This is a genomic window from Bacillus sp. FSL W8-0640 (assembly GCF_038007725.1).
GTDB classification, from domain to species: Bacteria; Bacillota; Bacilli; order Bacillales; family Bacillaceae_G; genus Bacillus_A; species Bacillus_A cereus.
Genome location: NZ_JBBOXT010000001.1, coordinates 247501 through 270000, shown reverse-complemented (window position 1 = coordinate 270000; position 22500 = coordinate 247501). Strand labels below are relative to the sequence as shown.

The window sequence follows — 22500 nt, the reverse complement described above, 5'->3', positions numbered from 1 at the left end:
TTTTTCATATTATCTCCTTTTCTAACTTAAATCTTCTTATATTAAAGTACATCAAAAACAACTGTACTATTTTAACATACCAATGAATTCTATCTTTAAGAAATAAAATAGAAAATCTTAAATTACCTGTCAAAAATCACGAAACAAATTGAATAAAACTTATATAGCTACGTACTCAAAAATCTTTTAAAAAATGAGCAGCACTTCAAAATATTTAGCTTTGAAAAGAAGTTATAAAACACAAAAAAGACGAGTCATTCTGACTCGTCTTAAAGTCGCTTGGCGACGTCCTACTCTCACAGGGACAAGGTCCCAACTACCATCGGCGCTAGAGAGCTTAACTTCCGTGTTCGGTATGGGAACGGGTGTGACCTCTCTGCCATCATCACCAAACTATGAAGGCATATTCCTTCAAAACTAGATAACATTGCTACATATTATATGGTTAAGTCCTCGATCTATTAGTATTCGTCAGCTCCACATGTCACCATGCTTCCACCTCGAACCTATCAACCTGATCATCTTTCAGGGATCTTACTAGCTTACGCTATGGGAAATCTCATCTTGAGGGGGCTTCATGCTTAGATGCTTTCAGCACTTATCCCTTCCGCACATAGCTACCCAGCTATGCCCTTGGCAGAACAACTGGTACACCAGCGGTGCGTCCATCCCGGTCCTCTCGTACTAAGGACAGCTCCTCTCAAATTTCCTACGCCCACGACGGATAGGGACCGAACTGTCTCACGACGTTCTGAACCCAGCTCGCGTACCGCTTTAATGGGCGAACAGCCCAACCCTTGGGACCGACTACAGCCCCAGGATGCGATGAGCCGACATCGAGGTGCCAAACCTCCCCGTCGATGTGGACTCTTGGGGGAGATAAGCCTGTTATCCCCGGGGTAGCTTTTATCCGTTGAGCGATGGCCCTTCCATGCGGAACCACCGGATCACTAAGCCCGACTTTCGTCCCTGCTCGACTTGTAGGTCTCGCAGTCAAGCTCCCTTATGCCTTTGCACTCTACGAATGATTTCCAACCATTCTGAGGGAACCTTTGGGCGCCTCCGTTACACTTTAGGAGGCGACCGCCCCAGTCAAACTGCCCACCTGACACTGTCTCCCGGGTCGATAAGACCCGTAGGTTAGAATTTCAATACAGTCAGGGCGGTATCCCACCAGCGCCTCCACCGAAGCTAGCGCTCCGGTTTCAATGGCTCCCGCCTATCCTGTACAAACTGTACCAAAATTCAATATCAGGCTACAGTAAAGCTCCACGGGGTCTTTCCGTCCTGTCGCGGGTAACCTGCATCTTCACAGGTACTATAATTTCACCGAGTCTCTGGTTGAGACAGTGCCCAAATCGTTACACCTTTCGTGCGGGTCGGAACTTACCCGACAAGGAATTTCGCTACCTTAGGACCGTTATAGTTACGGCCGCCGTTTACTGGGGCTTCAGTTCAGAGCTTCGCTTACGCTAACCCCTCTCCTTAACCTTCCAGCACCGGGCAGGTGTCACCCCCTATACTTCGCCTTACGGCTTCGCAGAGAGCTGTGTTTTTGCTAAACAGTCGCTTGGGCCTATTCACTGCGGCTTTCCGTTAAGAAAGCACCCCTTCTCCCGAAGTTACGGGGTCATTTTGCCGAGTTCCTTAACCAGAGTTCTCTCGCACACCTTAGGATTCTCTCCTCGCCTACCTGTGTCGGTTTGCGGTACAGGCACCTTTTATCTCGCTAGAAGCTTTTCTTGGCAGCGGGGAATCAAAGACTTCGCTCCATAAGGAGCTTCCCCATCACAGCTCAGCATACGCGATAAGCGGATTTGCCTACTTATCAGCCTAACTGCTTGGACGTGCACAACCAATCGCACGCTTCTTCTATCCTTCTGCGTCCCTCCATTGCTCAAACGATAAAGAGGTGGTACAGGAATATCAACCTGTTGTCCATCGCCTACGCCTGTCGGCCTCGGCTTAGGTCCTGACTAACCCTGAGCGGACGAGCCTTCCTCAGGAAACCTTAGGCATTCGGTGGACGGGATTCTCACCCGTCTTTCGCTACTCATACCGGCATTCTCACTTCTAAGCACTCCACCAGTCCTTACGGTCTGACTTCACTGTCCTTAGAACGCTCCCCTACCACTGATACCATTGGTATCAATCCGCAGCTTCGGTGGTGTATTTAGCCCCGGTACATTTTCGGCGCAGAGTCACTCGACTAGTGAGCTATTACGCACTCTTTAAATGGTGGCTGCTTCTAAGCCAACATCCTAGTTGTCTAAGCAACTCCACATCCTTTTCCACTTAATACACACTTTGGGACCTTAGCTGGCGGTCTGGGCTGTTTCCCTTTTGACTACGGATCTTATCACTCGCAGTCTGACTCCTAAGGATAAGTCATTGGCATTCGGAGTTTGACTGAATTCGGTAATCCGATGAGGACCCCTAGTCCAATCAGTGCTCTACCTCCAAGACTCTTACACTTAAGGCTAGCCCTAAAGCTATTTCGGGGAGAACCAGCTATCTCCAGGTTCGATTGGAATTTCTCCGCTACCCACACCTCATCCCCGCACTTTTCAACGTGCGTGGGTTCGGGCCTCCATTCAGTGTTACCTGAACTTCACCCTGGACATGGGTAGATCACCTGGTTTCGGGTCTACGACCACGTACTAAACGCCCTATTCAGACTCGCTTTCGCTGCGGCTCCGCCTCTTCAGCTTAACCTCGCACGGGATCGTAACTCGCCGGTTCATTCTACAAAAGGCACGCCATCACCCGTTAACGGGCTCTGACTATTTGTAGGCACACGGTTTCAGGATCTCTTTCACTCCCCTTCCGGGGTGCTTTTCACCTTTCCCTCACGGTACTGGTTCACTATCGATCACTAGGGAGTATTTAGCCTTGGGAGATGGTCCTCCCAGATTCCGACGGAATTTCACGTGTTCCGCCGTACTCAGGATACATTCAAGAGAGAACGAAGTTTCGACTACGGGGTTGTTACCCTCTACGACGGACCTTTCCAGGTCGCTTCGTCTACCTCGTTCCTTTGTAACTCCGTATAGAATGTCCTACAACCCCAAGAGGCAAGCCTCTTGGTTTGGGCTATGTTCCGTTTCGCTCGCCGCTACTCAGGAAATCGCATTTGCTTTCTCTTCCTCCAGGTACTTAGATGTTTCAGTTCCCTGGTTCTGTCTTCCTTACCCTATGTATTCAGATAAGGATACCATACCATTACGTATGGTGGGTTTCCCCATTCGGAAATCTTCGGATCAAAGCTTACTTACAGCTCCCCGAAGCATATCGGCGTTAGTCCCGTCCTTCATCGACTCCTAGTGTCAAGGCATCCACCGTGCGCCCTTTCTAACTTAACCAAACTAAAAATTAAAAAATATGAGCTACACTGTTATCTAGTTTTCAAAGAACATACATTTATATATGAGAGATAGTTCTCTCAAAACTGAACAAAACGAAACACGGAAACTTATATTGATGAACAGCGTTCATCAATTCTCCATAGAAAGGAGGTGATCCAGCCGCACCTTCCGATACGGCTACCTTGTTACGACTTCACCCCAATCATCTGTCCCACCTTAGGCGGCTGGCTCCATAAAGGTTACCCCACCGACTTCGGGTGTTACAAACTCTCGTGGTGTGACGGGCGGTGTGTACAAGGCCCGGGAACGTATTCACCGCGGCATGCTGATCCGCGATTACTAGCGATTCCAGCTTCATGTAGGCGAGTTGCAGCCTACAATCCGAACTGAGAACGGTTTTATGAGATTAGCTCCACCTCGCGGTCTTGCAGCTCTTTGTACCGTCCATTGTAGCACGTGTGTAGCCCAGGTCATAAGGGGCATGATGATTTGACGTCATCCCCACCTTCCTCCGGTTTGTCACCGGCAGTCACCTTAGAGTGCCCAACTTAATGATGGCAACTAAGATCAAGGGTTGCGCTCGTTGCGGGACTTAACCCAACATCTCACGACACGAGCTGACGACAACCATGCACCACCTGTCACTCTGCTCCCGAAGGAGAAGCCCTATCTCTAGGGTTTTCAGAGGATGTCAAGACCTGGTAAGGTTCTTCGCGTTGCTTCGAATTAAACCACATGCTCCACCGCTTGTGCGGGCCCCCGTCAATTCCTTTGAGTTTCAGCCTTGCGGCCGTACTCCCCAGGCGGAGTGCTTAATGCGTTAACTTCAGCACTAAAGGGCGGAAACCCTCTAACACTTAGCACTCATCGTTTACGGCGTGGACTACCAGGGTATCTAATCCTGTTTGCTCCCCACGCTTTCGCGCCTCAGTGTCAGTTACAGACCAGAAAGTCGCCTTCGCCACTGGTGTTCCTCCATATCTCTACGCATTTCACCGCTACACATGGAATTCCACTTTCCTCTTCTGCACTCAAGTCTCCCAGTTTCCAATGACCCTCCACGGTTGAGCCGTGGGCTTTCACATCAGACTTAAGAAACCACCTGCGCGCGCTTTACGCCCAATAATTCCGGATAACGCTTGCCACCTACGTATTACCGCGGCTGCTGGCACGTAGTTAGCCGTGGCTTTCTGGTTAGGTACCGTCAAGGTGCCAGCTTATTCAACTAGCACTTGTTCTTCCCTAACAACAGAGTTTTACGACCCGAAAGCCTTCATCACTCACGCGGCGTTGCTCCGTCAGACTTTCGTCCATTGCGGAAGATTCCCTACTGCTGCCTCCCGTAGGAGTCTGGGCCGTGTCTCAGTCCCAGTGTGGCCGATCACCCTCTCAGGTCGGCTACGCATCGTCGCCTTGGTGAGCCGTTACCTCACCAACTAGCTAATGCGACGCGGGTCCATCCATAAGTGACAGCCGAAGCCGCCTTTCAATTTCGAACCATGCGGTTCAAAATATTATCCGGTATTAGCCCCGGTTTCCCGGAGTTATCCCAGTCTTATGGGCAGGTTACCCACGTGTTACTCACCCGTCCGCCGCTAACTTCATAAGAGCAAGCTCTTAATCCATTCGCTCGACTTGCATGTATTAGGCACGCCGCCAGCGTTCATCCTGAGCCAGGATCAAACTCTCCAATAAAGTTAGTTTGTCTAGCATCTAAAATAAAAATTGACGTTTCACGTTGTTTGTTTCGTTCAGTTTTCAAAGAACTACTTGGTCGCTCATTTGCGACTTCCTTATGTTAACATCTTCGTTAGTTAATGTCAACTAAGTTTTTTTATTTCATTTGTCGCTTGCGACGTTATTGTCATCGGCGACTTGTTCTATATTACACCTCTAAGCTCTAATCGTCAATATGTTTTTATAAAAAATATAAAAAGGCTTATTTCTTTTAAAATAAGCCTTTTTATCACATATCATTCTATTCATTTATTATTTTTCTATAATTGGTAACGAAACGATAAATTGAATAATACCATCCCTATATTCCGCTCGAATACTACCACCTTGTAACTCAACAATACTTTTCGCAATCGCTAAACCGAGTCCCGACCCTTCCGTTACTCTACTTCGAGATTGATCCTTCTTATAGAAACGTTCAAACAAATTCGCTAACTCTTCTCTCGTAAACTCTTCACTATGATTCGCAATTACAATTTGTATATCCCTACGCTGCCTTTGAAGAGAAACTTTTATATCTGCATCATCTTTACTATACTTAATCGCATTCATTAGTAAATTATCAAATACACGAACCATCTTTTCCGAATCAATCGATGCATAAGCACGTTCCTCAGGAAACTTCTTAACAAACGTAAGTCCATGTTCTTCCGCCTGCGGTACTAACTCTTCTATTAATTGCTCGAGTAGCTCATTCATACAAACTTCCTGTTTTTCTAATACAACTTGTTCATTTGTTAACTTCGTATACTCAAATAAATCTTCTATTAAATTTTTTAACTGCTCCGACTTTGCAAAAGCAATTCTCGTATACTCATCGTGTTGTTCTTTATTTTCATATTTAGAATCTCGAAGTAATCGTAAGTAGCCCATAATAGAAGTCAGCGGTGTGCGTAAATCGTGAGATACATTCGTAATAAGCTCATTCTTTTGCTTCTCTAATTTACGTTCCTTTTCTATATTATTCATAAGCTCTTCTGCCATATTATTAATATTCTCAGTTAAAGCTGCAATCTCATCTTCACCTTTTTTCTCAATGCGGTACGCTAAGTTGCCTCTTTCTATTTCCTTTACACCTTGTGCCATTGCTTCAATCTGCTTCATCTTTCTCTTTGTTATATAGAAGAAAGAGAAAATGAATACAAGAACACCAATTAAAAACGGGAATGGCCCTTCTTTCGTATCATACATTACCTCTCCCTCTGGAATTCCGCTAACAAACATGTACAAATTCTTTCCTTCAATAGTAATAGGTGAAAAAGATATAAACTCTTTTCTTGTACTTTCAAATACATTTCTACCATCTGTATAATTAATCGCAAATGATGCTGCATTACGAATCGTATTATGCAAATCGATTTGCTCTTCTTGCGCTTGCTTTGTTTTATATAAAACTTTACCACTTTCATCAGTAACCAATATCTTTAAAGCTCTAGACCCTTGCTCTAAATTTTGGTTCTCCATTTCGATCATATTTGATATAGCTTCTAATTTATTTTCATGAACCGAACTATTTGCCGCTCCTTGAGCTTGGTGATTAATTTGTTCCATACCAGCCCGATAATCGATAGTTGCTTGACGATTCGCATTCTCAAAAAATGGCGCAGCTCCCTTCGCTGACAAAACTCCTAATAACGCACAAGCAGCAAAAGTAGTAATCAATTGAATCCTTATACTCTTTCGTACGCTCTTTACTAATTTCTCAATTAATTCTCTTATTTTCCTTATATAAGTAAACGGATTAAATATCTTTTTCAATCTTATACCCCACTCCCCATACTGTTTTTATATATCTAGGTTTCCTTGGATTCTCCTCAATCTTTTCACGCACTTTCCGAATGTGCACCATTACAGTATTATCAGACTGGAAAGATCGTTCGTTCCACACCTTTTCATAAATTTGCTCCGCACTAAACACCATACCTGGATTTCTAGCTAGCAATTCTAAAATTGAAAATTCCCTCGGAGTTAGTTTCACTTCTTCTCCCTCTACAACAACTTTATGGGTCGAGATGTTGATTTTCATCTCCCCAATTTCTAACTCGTCCTCATTTTGGACAGCGAAACCATTCATTTTCATATAACGGCGTAACTGAGATTTAATTCGTGCAATTAACTCTAATGGATTAAAGGGCTTCGTTACGTAATCATCTGCCCCTGTTGTTAATCCTAAAATCTTATCCATATCTTGCGTTTTGGCAGAAAGCATAATAATAGGCATTTCTTTCGCTTCCCTTACCTTCATACACATATGAATACCATCCACTTTCGGCATCATAATATCTAATACGACTAGATGTATTTCATTTTCTTCCAATAGACGTAATCCTTCTTCTCCGTCTCCTGCTTGTAATACTTTATATCCTTCATTCTTTAAATAGATTGTAATTAAATTCCGAATTTCTTTTTCATCATCTACGACAAGTATTGTTTCGTGTGCCACAATATCTCCCCCATCACTTTTTTAATCCCTAACTTCTATTATAGGAAAACTTCTGAAGAAAAACGCTCGGAAATCCTTAAGATTTTCTGAAGACGCAAAAAGGTCTAGACTCCCCTTAAGTCTAGACCTTTAAAAAACCCCTTTTATTTACGAACGTAGATGAAATATAGCACGAATAAAACTCCCATAACATACATAATCGGATGAACCTCTTTACGACGACCACTCACAACCATTGTAATTGGATAGAAGATAAATCCAATGGCAATCCCAGTTGCGATACTATACGTAAGTGGCATAGAGATAATTGTAAAGAATGCTGGTACTGCAATCTCGAATTTCTTCCAATCAATTTCCCCTAAGGAAGAAACCATCAAGATTCCTACAATAATTAAAGCCGGTGCCGTTACAGCTGGCGTTACAACACTTAATAATGGCGAAAAGAATAGTGCCAGTAAGAAGAATCCTGCTGTTACAACTGCTGTAAATCCAGAACGTCCTCCCGCTGCTACCCCTGCAGACGATTCAATGTAAGACGTTGTTGTTGATGTACCCAAGATCGCACCAATTACAGTTGCAATCGCATCTGCAAATAACGCTTTTCCTGCACGTGGTAATTTATTGTTCTTCATTAATCCTGCTTGATTCGCAACCGCTACAAGCGTACCTGCTGTATCAAAGAAATCTATAAAGAAGAACGTTATAATAACAATCCCCATTTGAACTGTGAAAATATCGCCGAAGTGCGTTAACGCCACACCGAACGTTGGTTCTAGACTCGGTATTGCTCCCACTACAGCTTTCGGAGTATCAATTAATCCTGTTGCAACTCCTAAGATCGCTGTAAGAATCATACCGTAGAATACTGCACCATTAACTTTCTTAATCATGAAGATGATCGTAGTAACAACCCCGAAGATTGCTAGTAACGTTGTGCCCTTTGTTAAGTCCCCCAACCCAACAAGAACCGCATCGTTTTTCACGATAATTCCGGCATTTTGGAATCCAAGGAAAGCAATGAATAATCCAATACCTGCTGCTACTGCAAACTTTAACTCCGATGGAATTGCATTAATGATTTTTTCACGAATACCTGAAGCAGTAAGAATAATAAAGATAATACCTGACATTAATGTTCCGGCAATGGCCGTTTGCCACGGAATACCCATCGTTAAGACTGCTGTATAAGCAAAGAACGCGTTAATCCCCATACCTGGCGCTAAAGCAATTGGATACTTCGCGAAAATACCCATAATTAACGAACCGATCGCTGCCGCTAATGCCGTAGCAACGAATACTGCACCTGGATCCATCCCTGTACCTGCTGGTAACCCTTTAACATTTCCAAGCGACAGCGTAGCAGGATTGACAAATAGTACGTAAGCCATAGATAAAAATGTCGTTAACCCTGCTATGAACTCAGTCTTATAATTCGTACCGAGCTCATCAAACTGAAAATAGCGTTTCATCCTATGTTTCCCCCGTTATATGATTACTCGCCGTATTTCACCCTAGCCCTCTTTTATCCCGAGAAATAAAAAAGGCTTCCATTGCATATATACATGGAAGCGTTCTATAAACAAAGACAAGTTTCCCCTCATCTTTATACAAACGCCTCGTAGTCAAGCCATTTACGGTAGCTAGGTAGAAACTTTCGGGCCATATCCCCGATATTATACGACGGCTATAATATTCACTTTTCGTTTGAATTACATAATCATATTAACTCGACGAAGTAGTTTTGTCAATTTAAAAACGAACATTTTCATAAACTTTTATAGTTTCGTTCGTATTAATGCCAAAATAAAAAAGATCCATCTATGCATAAGCAATAGATGGACCTTTTTATAAATACTATTCCCACTCAATAGTTGCTGGTGGCTTACTCGTTACATCATACACGATACGGTTAACGTGTTTTACTTCGTTTACGATACGTACAGAGATTTTCTCTAATACGTCCCAAGGGATACGTGCCCAGTCAGCTGTCATACCGTCGATAGATGTTACTGCACGGATACCTACTGTGTAATCGTAAGTACGCTCGTCACCCATAACACCTACGCTACGCATACCAGGAAGTGCAGTGAAGTATTGCCAGATTTCACGGTCTAAGCCCGCTTTAATAATTTCTTCACGTAAAATCGCATCAGATTCACGAACGATTTCTAATTTCTCTTCTGTAATTTCACCTAATACACGAATACCAAGACCCGGTCCTGGGAATGGTTGACGCCATACGATTTCATCAGGAATTCCTAGTTCAGATCCTAATACACGTACTTCGTCTTTAAATAACGTGTTTAAAGGCTCAATTAATTTGAACTGCATGTCTTCTGGAAGTCCACCAACGTTGTGGTGAGATTTAATTGTTTGTGCAGTTGCTGTACCACTTTCAACGATGTCTGTGTAAAGTGTACCTTGTGCTAAAAAGTCCATACCTTGTAATTTAGACGCTTCATCATCAAATACGTAAATGAATTCGTTACCGATGATTTTACGTTTTTGTTCTGGATCTTCTACACCTTTTAACTTGTTCATGAAGCGTTCTTTTGCATCCACTTTAATAACGTTCATGTGGAAGCCTTCGCTAAATGTTTTCATAACGCCTTCTGCTTCGCCTTTACGCAGTAAGCCGTGGTCAACGAAAATACAAGTTAATTGATCGCCGATTGCTTTATGAATTAATACTGCTACAACAGAAGAGTCTACACCGCCACTAAGTGCGCATAGTACTTTTTTGTCTCCAACAGTTTCACGAATTTTTTCTAATTCTACTTCGATAAAGTTCTCCATGTTCCATCCTTCAGAACAACCACATACGCCGAATACGAAGTTTTTAATTAAATCGTTACCGTGCTCAGAGTGACGTACTTCTGGGTGGAATTGTACACCGTATAAGTTTTTCGCTTCATTGCTCATACCAGCAATTGGGCAAGACTCACTTGTTGCGTCTACTACGAATCCTTCAGGTAAACCAGTTACTAAGTCACCATGGCTCATCCATACAACTTGCTCTTCTGGAAGGTTCGCATATAATTTTGATTCGTTCTCTACTTTAAGAACAGCCTTTCCGTACTCACGGTGATTTGCACGCTCTACTTTACCACCGAAGTGTTGCGTCATAAGCTGCATACCGTAACAAATACCGAAGATTGGTAAACCTAGTTCAAAGATTTTTTCATCACAATGTAATGCACCTTCACCGTATACGCTATTTGGTCCACCAGAGAAAATAATCCCTTTTGGATTCATTGCTTTAATTTCTTCTGCAGTAATTGTATGTGGATGAAGTTCACTGTATACACCGAACTCACGAATTCGACGTGCTATTAACTGATTGTATTGACTTCCAAAATCTAAAACGATAATTGTATCGTGTTGTTTCTTCAAAATAATCACCCCAACGTTAGTTCTCGTATATAAATATTTTCACCAATTTGGCGAAAAGCATTACCAATATAATAAAAAAAGCCAGTCCTCCGCCTCTAGTCTCATAACAAAGAAAAGGCAGGGGTCTGGCTTTATAAAGAAAGATAGTCTCCGCTCTTTATAAATATAAGACACACTGCCTTCATAGTCAGGTTGTTTGCGGTAACCCGGTAGAGACTCTCAAACCATATCATTGAGGATATATGAAGGATCGTTTTATATTATCTTCCTAGATTCTAACAATGAAATATCAATATGGTCAAGAGAGAAAGCGACAAAATTCTACAGAAATTCATTTCCTTTTCTAAAAAACATAAAAAAACATCCATTTCTATATAGAAATGGATGTTTTTTAGGGCAAACGGAATTACATCATTCCGCCCATACCGCCCATGCCCATGCCGCCCATGTCAGGCATTGCTGGTGCATTTGGTTCTGGTTTGTCAGCTACTACAGCTTCAGTTGTTAAGAACATAGCTGCAACAGATGCTGCGTTTTGAAGTGCAGAACGAGTTACTTTAGCTGGATCTACGATACCAGACTCAAGCATGTTAACCCATTCGCCAGTAGCTGCGTTGAAACCAACGCCTACTTTTTCGCCTTTTAGACGCTCTACAACTACAGATCCTTCTAGACCAGCGTTGATTGCGATTTGACGAACTGGCTCTTCTAGTGCGCGAAGTACGATGTTGATACCTGTTGCTTCGTCGCCTTCAGCTACGATAGAAGCTACTTTTGTGTATACGTTCATAAGTGAAGTACCACCACCTGCAACGATACCTTCTTCTACTGCTGCACGAGTTGAGTTAAGTGCATCTTCAATACGAAGTTTGCGTTCTTTCAACTCAGTTTCAGTTGCTGCACCTACTTTAATTACCGCTACGCCACCTGCAAGTTTTGCAAGACGCTCTTGTAATTTTTCACGATCGAATTCAGAAGTTGTTTCTTCTAATTGCGCACGGATTTGACCGATGCGAGCTTCGATTTGTTCTGTGCTTCCTACACCTTCAACTACAGTTGTGTTTTCTTTTGTAACAACAACTTTACCAGCGCGTCCTAAAGATTCAACTGTAGCAGATTTTAAGTCACGACCTAATTCTTCAGTGATTACTTCGCCACCTGTTAAGATTGCGATATCTTCTAGCATTGCTTTACGACGGTCACCAAATCCAGGAGCTTTAACAGCTACTACGTTGAATGTACCACGAAGTTTGTTCACTACTAATGTAGCTAACGCTTCGCCTTCTACATCTTCAGCAATGATAAGAAGTGGTTTACCTTGTTGTACCACTTGCTCTAATACTGGTAAGATTTCTTGAATGTTAGAAATCTTTTTGTCAGTGATTAAGATGTATGGGTTATCAAGAACTGCTTCCATTTTGTCAGAATCAGTAATCATGTAAGGAGATGCATATCCACGATCAAATTGCATACCTTCTACTACGTCTAATTCTGTTGTGAAGCCTTTAGATTCTTCTAAAGTAATAACGCCGTCGTTACCAACGCGCTCCATTGCTTCAGCGATTAATTGACCCACTTCTTCGTCAGCTGCAGAAATAGCAGCTACTTGTGCGATAGAAGATTTGCCTTCGATTGGTTTAGAAATCGTTTTTAATTCTTCGATTGCAGCAGTAACAGCTTTTTCGATACCTTTACGAAGACCCATTGGGTTAGCACCAGCTGTTACGTTTTTAAGACCTTCACGAATCATAGCTTGCGCTAATACAGTTGCAGTTGTTGTTCCGTCACCAGCTACGTCATTTGTTTTGCTAGCAACTTCTGCTACTAATTTCGCACCCATGTTTTCGAATGCATCTTCTAATTCGATTTCTTTTGCGATTGTTACACCATCATTTGTAATAAGTGGTGAACCAAATTTTTTCTCAAGTACAACGTTACGACCTTTTGGTCCAAGCGTAACTTTTACTGCGTTTGCAAGAGTGTCGACACCGCGAAGCATCGAACGACGTGCTTCTTCACTAAATTTAATATCTTTTGCCATAATAATTGACCCCCTTGGATTTTTTAAGATTTATATAATTAACCGATAACTGCTAAAATGTCACTTTCACGTAAAATCAAGTAGTCTGTACCTTCATATTTCACTTCAGTACCTGCATATTTTGAGAAGATGATAAGATCACCTGCTGCTACCTCTAAAGCAACACGCTCACCATTCTCAAGCACTCGACCAGTACCTACTGCAACTACTTTACCCTCTTGTGGTTTTTCTTTTGCAGTATCTGGTAATACAATACCACTTGCTGTTTTTTCTTCTGCTTGAACAAGCTCAATTACAACGCGATCACCTAATGGCTTTAGCATGAACAATAACCTCCTCATTTTGTTATGTAATTTTCTTTTATTAGCACTCAAGTCATCCGAGTGCTAACACACTTATAATAATAAATAATCTCAATTTCTTTTGCAAGTAAAAAAATCATAATTTTTTCGCAAATCACTATATAAACTTTCTATATAGAATACTGCCTTTACTATATGAATCGTTGTTTCCACTGCTCGTATGTTACAATATGAAAGGACACCCTAAGTTGTTTTCGCTACACACACAACTTTCTCCTGTCTTCTATTATAATTTCAAATAAGGATTTACGAAAAAAACATAATTCAAGTGAGGTTTATATCGTAGGTAGCATATTTACATGTTATCCTAACTTATCTCATACACTATAGTTAGAAAGGATGGTTAAACCATTTGAAGAAACAATACTGGTGGATTATCGTTACATACATTTTAATGCAGTTATCTGGCGTTGTTGGATTGCCACTTCTCCTAAAAACAGGACTCTATGATAATAGAGGATTTACCATTGAGGAAAAAGGACAAATCATAACGGGACACTGGGCAATTATTAGCTTCTTTGTTGCATTATGTATCGTACTTTGGTTACTTAGAACAGATATTCGTGACAGGCATTTAGATCCAAAGCGCTCTTCTGCTCCAGCTACTATTGGATGGATTTTCATCGGGTTCTTCTTAGCTTTCTTTTCACAAATAGTTGCCGGTATGATCGAGATGCAGCTGCTAGGAATTAAACAAGGTTCAGAAAATACAATGAAACTGATGGAGATTGCAAGAACGACCCCTTGGTTCCTTATTGTTGTATCTATAATTGGACCTATCTTAGAAGAAATCGTATTTAGAAAAATTTTATTTGGTGCACTTTATAAGAAGTTTAACTTCTTTATTGCAGCTATCATTAGTTCGCTTGTATTCGCAGCAATTCATTTTGATTTTACTCATTTATTGGTATACACTGCTATGGGGCTCGTATTCGCCTTCTTATATGTGAAGACGAAACGTATTATCGTTCCGATTGCAGCTCATGTTGCGATGAATACATTAGTCGCTATTGGGCAAATTTTTATGAGCAATGAACAAATTCAAGAAATGATTAAAGAAGCTGAAAAAATGCAAGGCTTTATCGGAGGATTTTTTGTATGAGAAACTCACCATTGTTCATGGCTGCACTATACTTCCTTCTTGGATGTATCTTTACACGCTTCGCCATTACGAACGTGACAGATACAATCTGGAATATGTGGACAATACTATTTGCAGTTATGGCAACAATTGATTTTAATTTGGCACTTCGCCTTATATTAATCAAATTCACAAAGAAGAAACAATAATAAAACGCAGAGGTCGCTTCCTCTGCGTTTTATTGTGGATAGTTTTTCAAAAAGTAAACTAATGTTTGTAACTCTACAGCTAAGTCAATATGATGAATTCTAATATTCTCTGATACGTTTAATCGCGCTGGTGTGAAATTCAAAATACCGTGCACGCTCGTTTCAGCTAATCTATCTGCTACAGCTTGTGCTACTGTAGCCGGTACTGTTAATATTGCCACTTGTATATCATTTGATAATCTCTCTTCTAATTCATCTAAATGATATACAGGAATGCCCCCGATTTCTGTTCCAACTTTCTCTTCACTAACATCAAATGCCATTTCAATTTTTGTATTATTGTTTTTCGTGAAATTATAATGTAAGAAAGCGGTCCCTAAATTACCTACTCCAATAAGTGCTACACGTGTTATATCATCTTGATCAAGTGTTTCGCGGAAAAATGATAATAAATAATTTACGTTATATCCATATCCCTTTTTCCCTAACGCTCCAAAATACGAAAAATCTCTTCGTATTGTTGCGGAATCTACTTTTACTGCCTCACTCAATTCGGCCGATGAAACACGCTGCTTACCAGAAAGAGATAAGTTTTGGATAAATCGATAGTATAGAGGCAATCTTTTAGCAGTGGCTTGTGGAATCTTTTGCTGATCCATATGACCTCTCCTCTCTTCCTATCTTTATTCATATACTTTAATCAAATACAGAAGTTTAGCACTCATTAAATTCCTTGTATAATAAAGAGAAGAAGTATTCTCTCTTTATTTTAAACTATACACTATTTTTAGTATGATTGAGAAATATAAACATGGCAAAGTTAAGAAATTATTTGAGGTGAAAACATTGATTTTATTACAAGTAAACGCGCTTTCGAAATTATACGGTGCAGAAACGATTCTTGCAAACATAAAATTGGAAGTACAAACAAAAGATCGTATCGCATTAGTTGGAAGGAATGGAGCAGGCAAATCTACATTATTAAAAATTATCGCTGGTGAATTATCTCATGATGGTGGCGAAATTATAAAACCGAAAGATGTCTCAATCGGATATTTAGCTCAAAATACTGGACTAGAAACGTCTTTAACAATTTGGGATGAAATGCTAACCGTCTTTACCCACTTACAGCAAATGGAGACAAAACTTCGAAGGCTTGAGCAAGAAATGGGAAAAGAAGAAAACTTTTCAAACGAAGCTACATATGAAAGATTGTTAGCTGATTATGACCAATTGCAACTCAATTATAAAGATCAAGGTGGATATCAATATGAAGCGGATATTCGCTCCATTTTAAGCGGCCTTGGCTTCCCAGTTGAAACGCACCAGACGACGATCTCTACTTTAAGCGGCGGGCAAAAAACAAGATTAGCTCTCGGGAAATTATTATTAACAAAACCAGACTTACTTATTTTGGATGAGCCTACAAACCATTTAGACATCGAAACATTAACGTGGCTTGAGCAATATTTACAAGGTTATCCTGGCGCAATATTAATCGTTTCACATGACCGTTATTTCTTAGACAAACTCGTTACACAAGTATATGAAATTTCAAATAAAGAAAGCAGACGATTTGTTGGTAACTACAGTAAATATTTAGACTTAAAATCAGCATTATATGAGCAAGAAATGAAACGTTACGAAAAACAACAAGATGAAATCGCAAAACTTGAGGACTTCGTTCAAAAGAATATAGCTCGCGCTTCTACAACGAAACGTGCTCAAAGTCGTCGTAAACAACTAGACAGAATGGAATTATTAACGAGACCATTAGGGGATTCTAAGTCAGCATCATTCCACTTCGATATTGAAAAGCAAAGTGGAAATGATGTTTTACAAGTAAATGATGCAACCATTGGCTATGATGAGAACCCTATAATTGAACATGTAACTATGCGCTTAACTCGCGGAGATAGTGTTGCTTTAGTTGGTCCAAACGGAATTGGGAAATCCACATTGTTAAAGTCTATTGTGAATAAGTTACCACTATTAAATGGTGATGTTTCTTTCGGATCAAATGTATCTGTTGGTTATTATGATCAAGAACAAGCAAACTTAACATCTTCTAAACGGGTTTTAAATGAACTATGGGATGAATATCCACTGCAACCTGAAAAAGAAATCCGTACTATACTCGGGAATTTTTTATTCACAGGAGATGATGTACTGAAACCAGTATCTTCCCTTAGTGGTGGACAAAAAGCTCGATTAGCTCTTGCAAAACTTATGATGCAAAAATCAAATTTATTAATTCTAGATGAGCCTACGAACCACCTTGATTTAAATAGTAAAGAAATTTTGGAGAATGCTTTAATTGATTATCCAGGGACTCTTCTATTCGTCTCACATGACCGCTACTTTATTAACCGTGTAACAACGACTGTGGTTGAGTTATCAACAGAAGGTGCACAGGAATATTTAGGGGATTACGATTACTACGTTGAAAAGAAAAATGAAATGATTGAACGTGCAGAACTTGAACAGCAAGAAAGTGACATTCCTGTTCAAAAGGTGGTTGCACAAGAGAAATTAAATTATTTAGAAGAAAAAGAGCGTAAAAAACTAGAGCGTCAACGCACTAGAAAAATTGAAGAGCTAGAACAAAGTATATTGGAATTAGAAGAAGAAATTGCTACGTTAGAAGATCAACTTTGCTTACCAGAAATATATGCAGATTATGAAAAAGCTAGTGAAATTACAACTAAAAAGCAAACGCTACAAGAACAACTTGAAACTTGCATGGCAGAATGGGAAGAGCTGCATGTATAAGCATATTTAAATAAGGAAGATGTCTCATAAGTCAGGATTTTTGACTATGCGACATCTTTTTTTCTTTTAATACAGAAACAATTTTTTGAGTATATCAATCGTAACTTAGAATATACCAACGATTTTTCAAATATATCTATTGTAACCCTATATATATTAACAATTCGACACGAAATATCGATTTAACGACAAAGATTGACAATATTAGCACCTTCTATAATAGGGAGATGTTTCAAAATGTTTTTCGGGGATATCTTCTTACTTTTTATTTCCCGAAAAAGAACAAATTCAAAGGTCTGACATCATCCTATTTATCCACAAGTTTATACACATATCCACCTTTATAAAATAAACCTTAAAATAACTTTTCCACATTATCCACAATCAACAAAAAAGTTATCAACATTTTATATACACAATAAAACCCACATTATCAACAGACAATATGGGTTTTATCCACAACCTGTGGTTAATTATGTGCATAACTATGCTTCAATATCTAATCCTGGATTTGCATTTAAGGCTAATGTTGCACGCTTACCTTGTTCATAAGCAATTGTCCCTGCCGCTGCAATCATCGCTGCATTATCTGTGCATAAAGATAGCGGCGGAATAATTAATTCAATGTTTTCTTTTTGTGCAAATTCCTCTTCTAATCGCGCACGAAGTCCTTTATTAGCAGCTACTCCACCAGCAAGAAGTAATTGCTTTACATTATAAGCTTCTGCTGCACGAGCTGCTTTCGTTACAAGTACATCTATTACACTTTCTTGGAAACTTGCCGCTAAATCTTCTGGCGCAATTTCTATACCGCGTTGTTTTGCGTTATGCACAGTGTTGATAACTGCTGATTTCAATCCACTAAAGCTAAAATCATATGAATCCGGTTCTAGCCATGCACGAGGCAAATCAATTGTCGGTTCTCCTTCATGTGCAAGGCGATCAATATGAGGACCACCTGGATATGGCATAGATAACGTACGAGCTACTTTATCATATGCTTCTCCAGCTGCATCGTCTCGTGTTTCACCAATTACTTCGAATGAACCATGTTCTTTCATATAAACAAGTTCCGTATGCCCACCAGATACAACAAGTGATAATAACGGGAATTGAACTTCTTTTACTAAACGGTTCGCATAAATATGACCAGCAATATGATGAACACCGACTAACGGAATATCATGTGCAAACGCTACTGCCTTCGCTGCATTTACTCCAATTAGAAGTGCTCCTACTAAACCAGGACCTTCTGTTACAGCAATTGCATCAATATCATCAAATGTGATGTTTGCTTCCTTTAAAGCTTCTTCTAACACAACTGTAATTTCTTCTACATGATGACGGGATGCAATCTCTGGTACAACGCCGCCAAAACGTTTATGACTTTCAATTTGTGATGCAACGACATTCGCAATAATTTCCGTTCCATTTTTAACAACTGCTACTGCTGTTTCATCACAACTTGTTTCAATACCAAGTATAATCGTATTTTTTTCCATTATATATTCACCCACATTACGAGACCATCTTCCTGATTGTCTGCATAGTATCGTTTACGAATCCCACCATTTTGAAATCCGTATTTTCTGTATAACTGCTTTGCTACTTCATTTGATACACGTACTTCAAGTGTCATTGTTTTTACCCCTAGTTCTTTCGCTTCAGAAATAACTGCTTTCAATAGGGCATCTCCTAACTTTTGACCTCGGTATTCTGGCAAAATAGCTATATTTGTTATATGTGATTCATCAATAATTATCCACAATCCACAATACCCGACTACACGACCATCTTTTTCTAACACAATATAATGTGCATGTTCATTCATCGTTAATTCACGGTGAAAGGCATCTGCAGTCCAAGGAGTTGAAAAAGACGCTTCTTCAATAGCTACAATTTGAGCAATATCATCAAGCTCCATCTTTCTAAATATCATATCCATCTTCTGCAAGCTCCTACTTGTTTTGACTTTCTAACCACTTTGTTTCAGCTTCAGCTAAACGAAGATAGCTTGGAACAAACGTATGCACATCTTGTTCTTCTTTTTGTAATCCTAAGAATGCTAGCTCACTTGGTCTTGGGTTATTTTTAGTAAATGGAGCGAATACAGCTTGATCACCTAAATGTTCTATAATTGTTTCTTTATGCAATTTAACATCGTTACCGATAAATAAAACAGGCTGTCCTTTATCTTTTAACATTTGCAACCAGTCCACAATAAGAATAATTCGGTCTTCTTCTATTGAAGTTAACTGCTCTCCTTCATATGTATATAACCCAGTATAAATTTGCCCACGTCTTCCATCAAATAAAGGACAAATTAACCCGTTAAAGTTAGCACCGTTTGCAGCTACTACCTCTAAACTTGATACACCTACAATTGGTATTTGAAGTGACCAAGCTAATGTTTTCGCCGCTGTCACGCCTATGCGAACACCTGTATAGGATCCAGGTCCAGCAGCTACAACGATTTTAGTTAATTCCTTCGGTTTTACGCCACACTCTTTTAACAGTTTCTCTACAGCTGGCATAAGACGTACAGAATGGTTTTTTGTTAAATTTGTAATGATTTCCCCAATTACGTTTCCTTCCTCAATAAGGGATACACCCATTACGTAATTTGAAGTATCAATTGCTAGTACTTTCATCTTGTAATAGCTCCTCACATAATCTAATATAGCGATCTCCAATTGGCTCGAGTATAATTTTTCTTGTGTCATCTCCAGCATGGAATAAACTAATTTGTAACTTTTCATTCGGTAAATATGCTTCTATTAAATGAGCCCATTCTACTACCGTAATTCCTTCACCGTAGAAATATTCATCAAAGCCTAAGTCCTCTTCACTTTCTGCTAAGCGATACACGTCCATATGATATAGCGGTAATCTTCCTTTATATTCTTTGATGATATTAAAGGTAGGACTATTTACAACTCTTTTCACTCCAAGACCTTTTGCTAGTCCCTTTGTAAAAGTCGTCTTACCAGCTCCAAGATCTCCTTCTAAAATAATTACGTCTTGTGCCTCTACGAGCTTACCTAGTTTTTCTGATAACCTTTGTGTTTCCTCAGAAGATTTTGTTGTTACTTCATATTTACTCACAGACTTCACCTACTTTACTCACAATGTTCTCTGCTCTTTATTATACAGGTTTTGAATATATAAAAAAGTCCTTAGGAGTTGTCCTAAGGATAGTTTGACTGTCTTTATTAGTTTTTTGTTAAAACAAATAAAAAAATACGAAACAACTTGTTTCGTTCTTTTCTTTATATGAAATGGCGGTCCCGACCGGGGTCGAACCGGCGATCTCCTGCGTGACAGGCAGGCATGTTAACCACTACACCACGGGACCATTTGGTTGCGGGGACAGGATTTGAACCTGCGACCTTCGGGTTATGAGCCCGACGAGCTACCGTGCTGCTCCACCCCGCGACAATATAAATAGCTTGGCGACGTCCTACTCTCACAGGGACAAGGTCCCAACTACCATCGGCGCTAGAGAGCTTAACTTCCGTGTTCGGTATGGGAACGGGTGTGACCTCTCTGCCATCATCACCAAACTATGAAGGCATATTCCTTCAAAACTAGATAACATTTGCTACATATTATATGGTTAAGTCCTCGATCTATTAGTATTCGTCAGCTCCACATGTCACCATGCTTCCACCTCGAACCTATCAACCTGATCATCTTTCAGGGATCTTACTAGCTTACGCTATGGGAAATCTCATCTTGAGGGGGCTTCATGCTTAGATGCTTTCAGCACTTATCCCTTCCGCACATAGCTACCCAGCTATGCCCTTGGCAGAACAACTGGTACACCAGCGGTGCGTCCATCCCGGTCCTCTCGTACTAAGGACAGCTCCTCTCAAATTTCCTACGCCCACGACGGATAGGGACCGAACTGTCTCACGACGTTCTGAACCCAGCTCGCGTACCGCTTTAATGGGCGAACAGCCCAACCCTTGGGACCGACTACAGCCCCAGGATGCGATGAGCCGACATCGAGGTGCCAAACCTCCCCGTCGATGTGGACTCTTGGGGGAGATAAGCCTGTTATCCCCGGGGTAGCTTTTATCCGTTGAGCGATGGCCCTTCCATGCGGAACCACCGGATCACTAAGCCCGACTTTCGTCCCTGCTCGACTTGTAGGTCTCGCAGTCAAGCTCCCTTATGCCTTTGCACTCTACGAATGATTTCCAACCATTCTGAGGGAACCTTTGGGCGCCTCCGTTACACTTTAGGAGGCGACCGCCCCAGTCAAACTGCCCACCTGACACTGTCTCCCGGGTCGATAAGACCCGTAGGTTAGAATTTCAATACAGTCAGGGCGGTATCCCACCAGCGCCTCCACCGAAGCTAGCGCTCCGGTTTCAATGGCTCCCGCCTATCCTGTACAAACTGTACCAAAATTCAATATCAGGCTACAGTAAAGCTCCACGGGGTCTTTCCGTCCTGTCGCGGGTAACCTGCATCTTCACAGGTACTATAATTTCACCGAGTCTCTGGTTGAGACAGTGCCCAAATCGTTACACCTTTCGTGCGGGTCGGAACTTACCCGACAAGGAATTTCGCTACCTTAGGACCGTTATAGTTACGGCCGCCGTTTACTGGGGCTTCAGTTCAGAGCTTCGCTTACGCTAACCCCTCTCCTTAACCTTCCAGCACCGGGCAGGTGTCACCCCCTATACTTCGCCTTACGGCTTCGCAGAGAGCTGTGTTTTTGCTAAACAGTCGCTTGGGCCTATTCACTGCGGCTTTCCGTTAAGAAAGCACCCCTTCTCCCGAAGTTACGGGGTCATTTTGCCGAGTTCCTTAACCAGAGTTCTCTCGCACACCTTAGGATTCTCTCCTCGCCTACCTGTGTCGGTTTGCGGTACAGGCACCTTTTATCTCGCTAGAAGCTTTTCTTGGCAGCGGGGAATCAAAGACTTCGCTCCATAAGGAGCTTCCCCATCACAGCTCAGCCTTTATGATAAGCGGATTTGCCTACTTATCAGCCTAACTGCTTGGACGTGCACAACCAATCGCACGCTTCTTCTATCCTTCTGCGTCCCTCCATTGCTCAAACGATAAAGAGGTGGTACAGGAATA

Annotated in this window: 15 protein-coding genes, 2 tRNA genes, 5 rRNA genes and 2 riboswitches (2 of these 24 cut by a window edge); of the genes, 3 read left to right on the top strand and 19 right to left on the bottom strand. The window is 41.0% G+C overall.

Features of this window, described 5'->3' with window-relative positions; translation table 11 throughout:
* From N2V80_RS01545 to groES, 10 genes are all read right to left on the bottom strand, one after another.
* Positions 1 to 8: the 5' portion of an alpha/beta hydrolase gene (locus tag N2V80_RS01545; protein ID WP_000723977.1), read on the bottom strand. 952 nt of this gene lie to the left of the window's left edge; 8 of the gene's 960 nt are visible here — the first part of the coding sequence; its start codon is at positions 6 to 8; its stop codon lies off the left edge, out of view.
* A gap of 269 nt (positions 9 to 277) precedes the next feature.
* Positions 278 to 393 (bottom strand): 5S ribosomal RNA (gene rrf / locus N2V80_RS01540).
* 48 nt (positions 394 to 441) lie between these two features.
* Positions 442 to 3362: ribosomal RNA gene (locus N2V80_RS01535) — 23S ribosomal RNA — on the bottom strand.
* Between the two features lie 146 nt (positions 3363 to 3508).
* Positions 3509 to 5060: ribosomal RNA gene (locus tag N2V80_RS01530) — 16S ribosomal RNA — on the bottom strand.
* Together the 16S, 23S and 5S rRNA genes form the textbook arrangement of a ribosomal RNA operon.
* 294 nt (positions 5061 to 5354) lie before the next feature.
* Positions 5355 to 6860, bottom strand: a complete 1506-nt coding sequence (gene ampS, locus N2V80_RS01525) for an aminopeptidase AmpS (protein WP_000719210.1) — start codon at positions 6858 to 6860, stop codon at positions 5355 to 5357.
* Positions 6844 to 7545 (bottom strand): response regulator transcription factor, encoded by a 702-nt coding sequence (locus N2V80_RS01520; RefSeq protein WP_000929880.1) that lies wholly within the window; start codon positions 7543 to 7545, stop codon positions 6844 to 6846. Before N2V80_RS01520 ends, ampS begins: the two co-directional genes overlap by 17 nt.
* A gap of 143 nt (positions 7546 to 7688) precedes the next feature.
* Positions 7689 to 9014, bottom strand: coding sequence for an NCS2 family permease (locus N2V80_RS01515; protein WP_000833096.1), 1326 nt, complete (start codon positions 9012 to 9014; stop codon positions 7689 to 7691).
* A gap of 130 nt (positions 9015 to 9144) precedes the next feature.
* A riboswitch (purine riboswitch) is annotated at positions 9145 to 9246 on the bottom strand.
* A gap of 153 nt (positions 9247 to 9399) precedes the next feature.
* Positions 9400 to 10938, bottom strand: coding sequence for a glutamine-hydrolyzing GMP synthase (gene guaA / locus N2V80_RS01510; RefSeq protein ID WP_000743906.1), 1539 nt, complete (start codon positions 10936 to 10938; stop codon positions 9400 to 9402).
* Between the two features lie 164 nt (positions 10939 to 11102).
* Positions 11103 to 11204, bottom strand: a riboswitch (purine riboswitch).
* A 140-nt stretch (positions 11205 to 11344) separates the two neighbouring features.
* On the bottom strand, positions 11345 to 12979 hold the full coding sequence (groL, locus tag N2V80_RS01505; RefSeq protein ID WP_001029993.1) for a chaperonin GroEL: 1635 nt from the start codon (positions 12977 to 12979) through the stop codon (positions 11345 to 11347).
* A gap of 38 nt (positions 12980 to 13017) precedes the next feature.
* Positions 13018 to 13302, bottom strand: a complete 285-nt coding sequence (gene groES / locus N2V80_RS01500) for a co-chaperone GroES (protein ID WP_000917311.1) — start codon at positions 13300 to 13302, stop codon at positions 13018 to 13020.
* A 391-nt stretch (positions 13303 to 13693) separates the two neighbouring features.
* Here groES and N2V80_RS01495 point away from each other — a divergent pair, with 391 nt between their 5' ends.
* A complete protein-coding gene (locus N2V80_RS01495; protein WP_000745326.1) occupies positions 13694 to 14443 on the top strand; it encodes a CPBP family intramembrane glutamic endopeptidase in 750 nt (249 codons plus the stop codon).
* Positions 14440 to 14631 carry a YdiK family protein gene (locus tag N2V80_RS01490; protein ID WP_001246200.1) on the top strand — a complete coding sequence of 64 codons (192 nt, stop codon included), beginning with the start codon at positions 14440 to 14442 and terminating at the stop codon, positions 14629 to 14631. Before N2V80_RS01495 ends, N2V80_RS01490 begins: the two co-directional genes overlap by 4 nt.
* A gap of 29 nt (positions 14632 to 14660) precedes the next feature.
* On the opposite strand, the gene N2V80_RS01485 is transcribed toward N2V80_RS01490, so the two are convergent.
* A complete protein-coding gene (locus N2V80_RS01485) occupies positions 14661 to 15290 on the bottom strand; it encodes a redox-sensing transcriptional repressor Rex (RefSeq protein WP_000372699.1) in 630 nt (209 codons plus the stop codon).
* Positions 15291 to 15477: 187 nt separating this feature from the next.
* Here N2V80_RS01485 and N2V80_RS01480 point away from each other — a divergent pair, with 187 nt between their 5' ends.
* Positions 15478 to 17403 carry an ABC-F family ATP-binding cassette domain-containing protein gene (locus N2V80_RS01480; protein WP_000602145.1) on the top strand — a complete coding sequence of 642 codons (1926 nt, stop codon included), beginning with the start codon at positions 15478 to 15480 and terminating at the stop codon, positions 17401 to 17403.
* A gap of 485 nt (positions 17404 to 17888) precedes the next feature.
* Here the strand turns inward: N2V80_RS01480 and tsaD are convergent, their stop codons facing one another.
* From tsaD to N2V80_RS01440, 8 genes are all read right to left on the bottom strand, one after another.
* A complete protein-coding gene (gene tsaD, locus N2V80_RS01475; RefSeq protein WP_000414585.1) occupies positions 17889 to 18905 on the bottom strand; it encodes a tRNA (adenosine(37)-N6)-threonylcarbamoyltransferase complex transferase subunit TsaD in 1017 nt (338 codons plus the stop codon).
* Positions 18905 to 19348: a ribosomal protein S18-alanine N-acetyltransferase gene (gene rimI / locus N2V80_RS01470; protein ID WP_000367190.1), complete on the bottom strand. Its 444-nt coding sequence runs from the start codon at positions 19346 to 19348 to the stop codon at positions 18905 to 18907. The genes tsaD and rimI overlap by 1 nt, the downstream gene beginning before the upstream one ends.
* Positions 19349 to 19361: 13 nt before the next feature.
* Complete coding sequence (gene tsaB, locus N2V80_RS01465) at positions 19362 to 20054, bottom strand: tRNA (adenosine(37)-N6)-threonylcarbamoyltransferase complex dimerization subunit type 1 TsaB (RefSeq protein ID WP_000865753.1); 693 nt, start codon at positions 20052 to 20054, stop codon at positions 19362 to 19364.
* A complete protein-coding gene (gene tsaE / locus N2V80_RS01460) occupies positions 20035 to 20508 on the bottom strand; it encodes a tRNA (adenosine(37)-N6)-threonylcarbamoyltransferase complex ATPase subunit type 1 TsaE (RefSeq protein ID WP_000049648.1) in 474 nt (157 codons plus the stop codon). Before tsaE ends, tsaB begins: the two co-directional genes overlap by 20 nt.
* A gap of 174 nt (positions 20509 to 20682) precedes the next feature.
* Positions 20683 to 20758: transfer RNA gene (locus N2V80_RS01455), tRNA-Asp, on the bottom strand.
* Positions 20759 to 20761: 3 nt separating this feature from the next.
* Positions 20762 to 20838, bottom strand: a tRNA-Met gene (locus N2V80_RS01450).
* A gap of 12 nt (positions 20839 to 20850) precedes the next feature.
* Positions 20851 to 20966 (bottom strand): 5S ribosomal RNA (gene rrf, locus N2V80_RS01445).
* 49 nt (positions 20967 to 21015) lie between these two features.
* Positions 21016 to 22500, bottom strand: a 23S ribosomal RNA gene (locus N2V80_RS01440); it runs 1436 nt beyond the window's last position.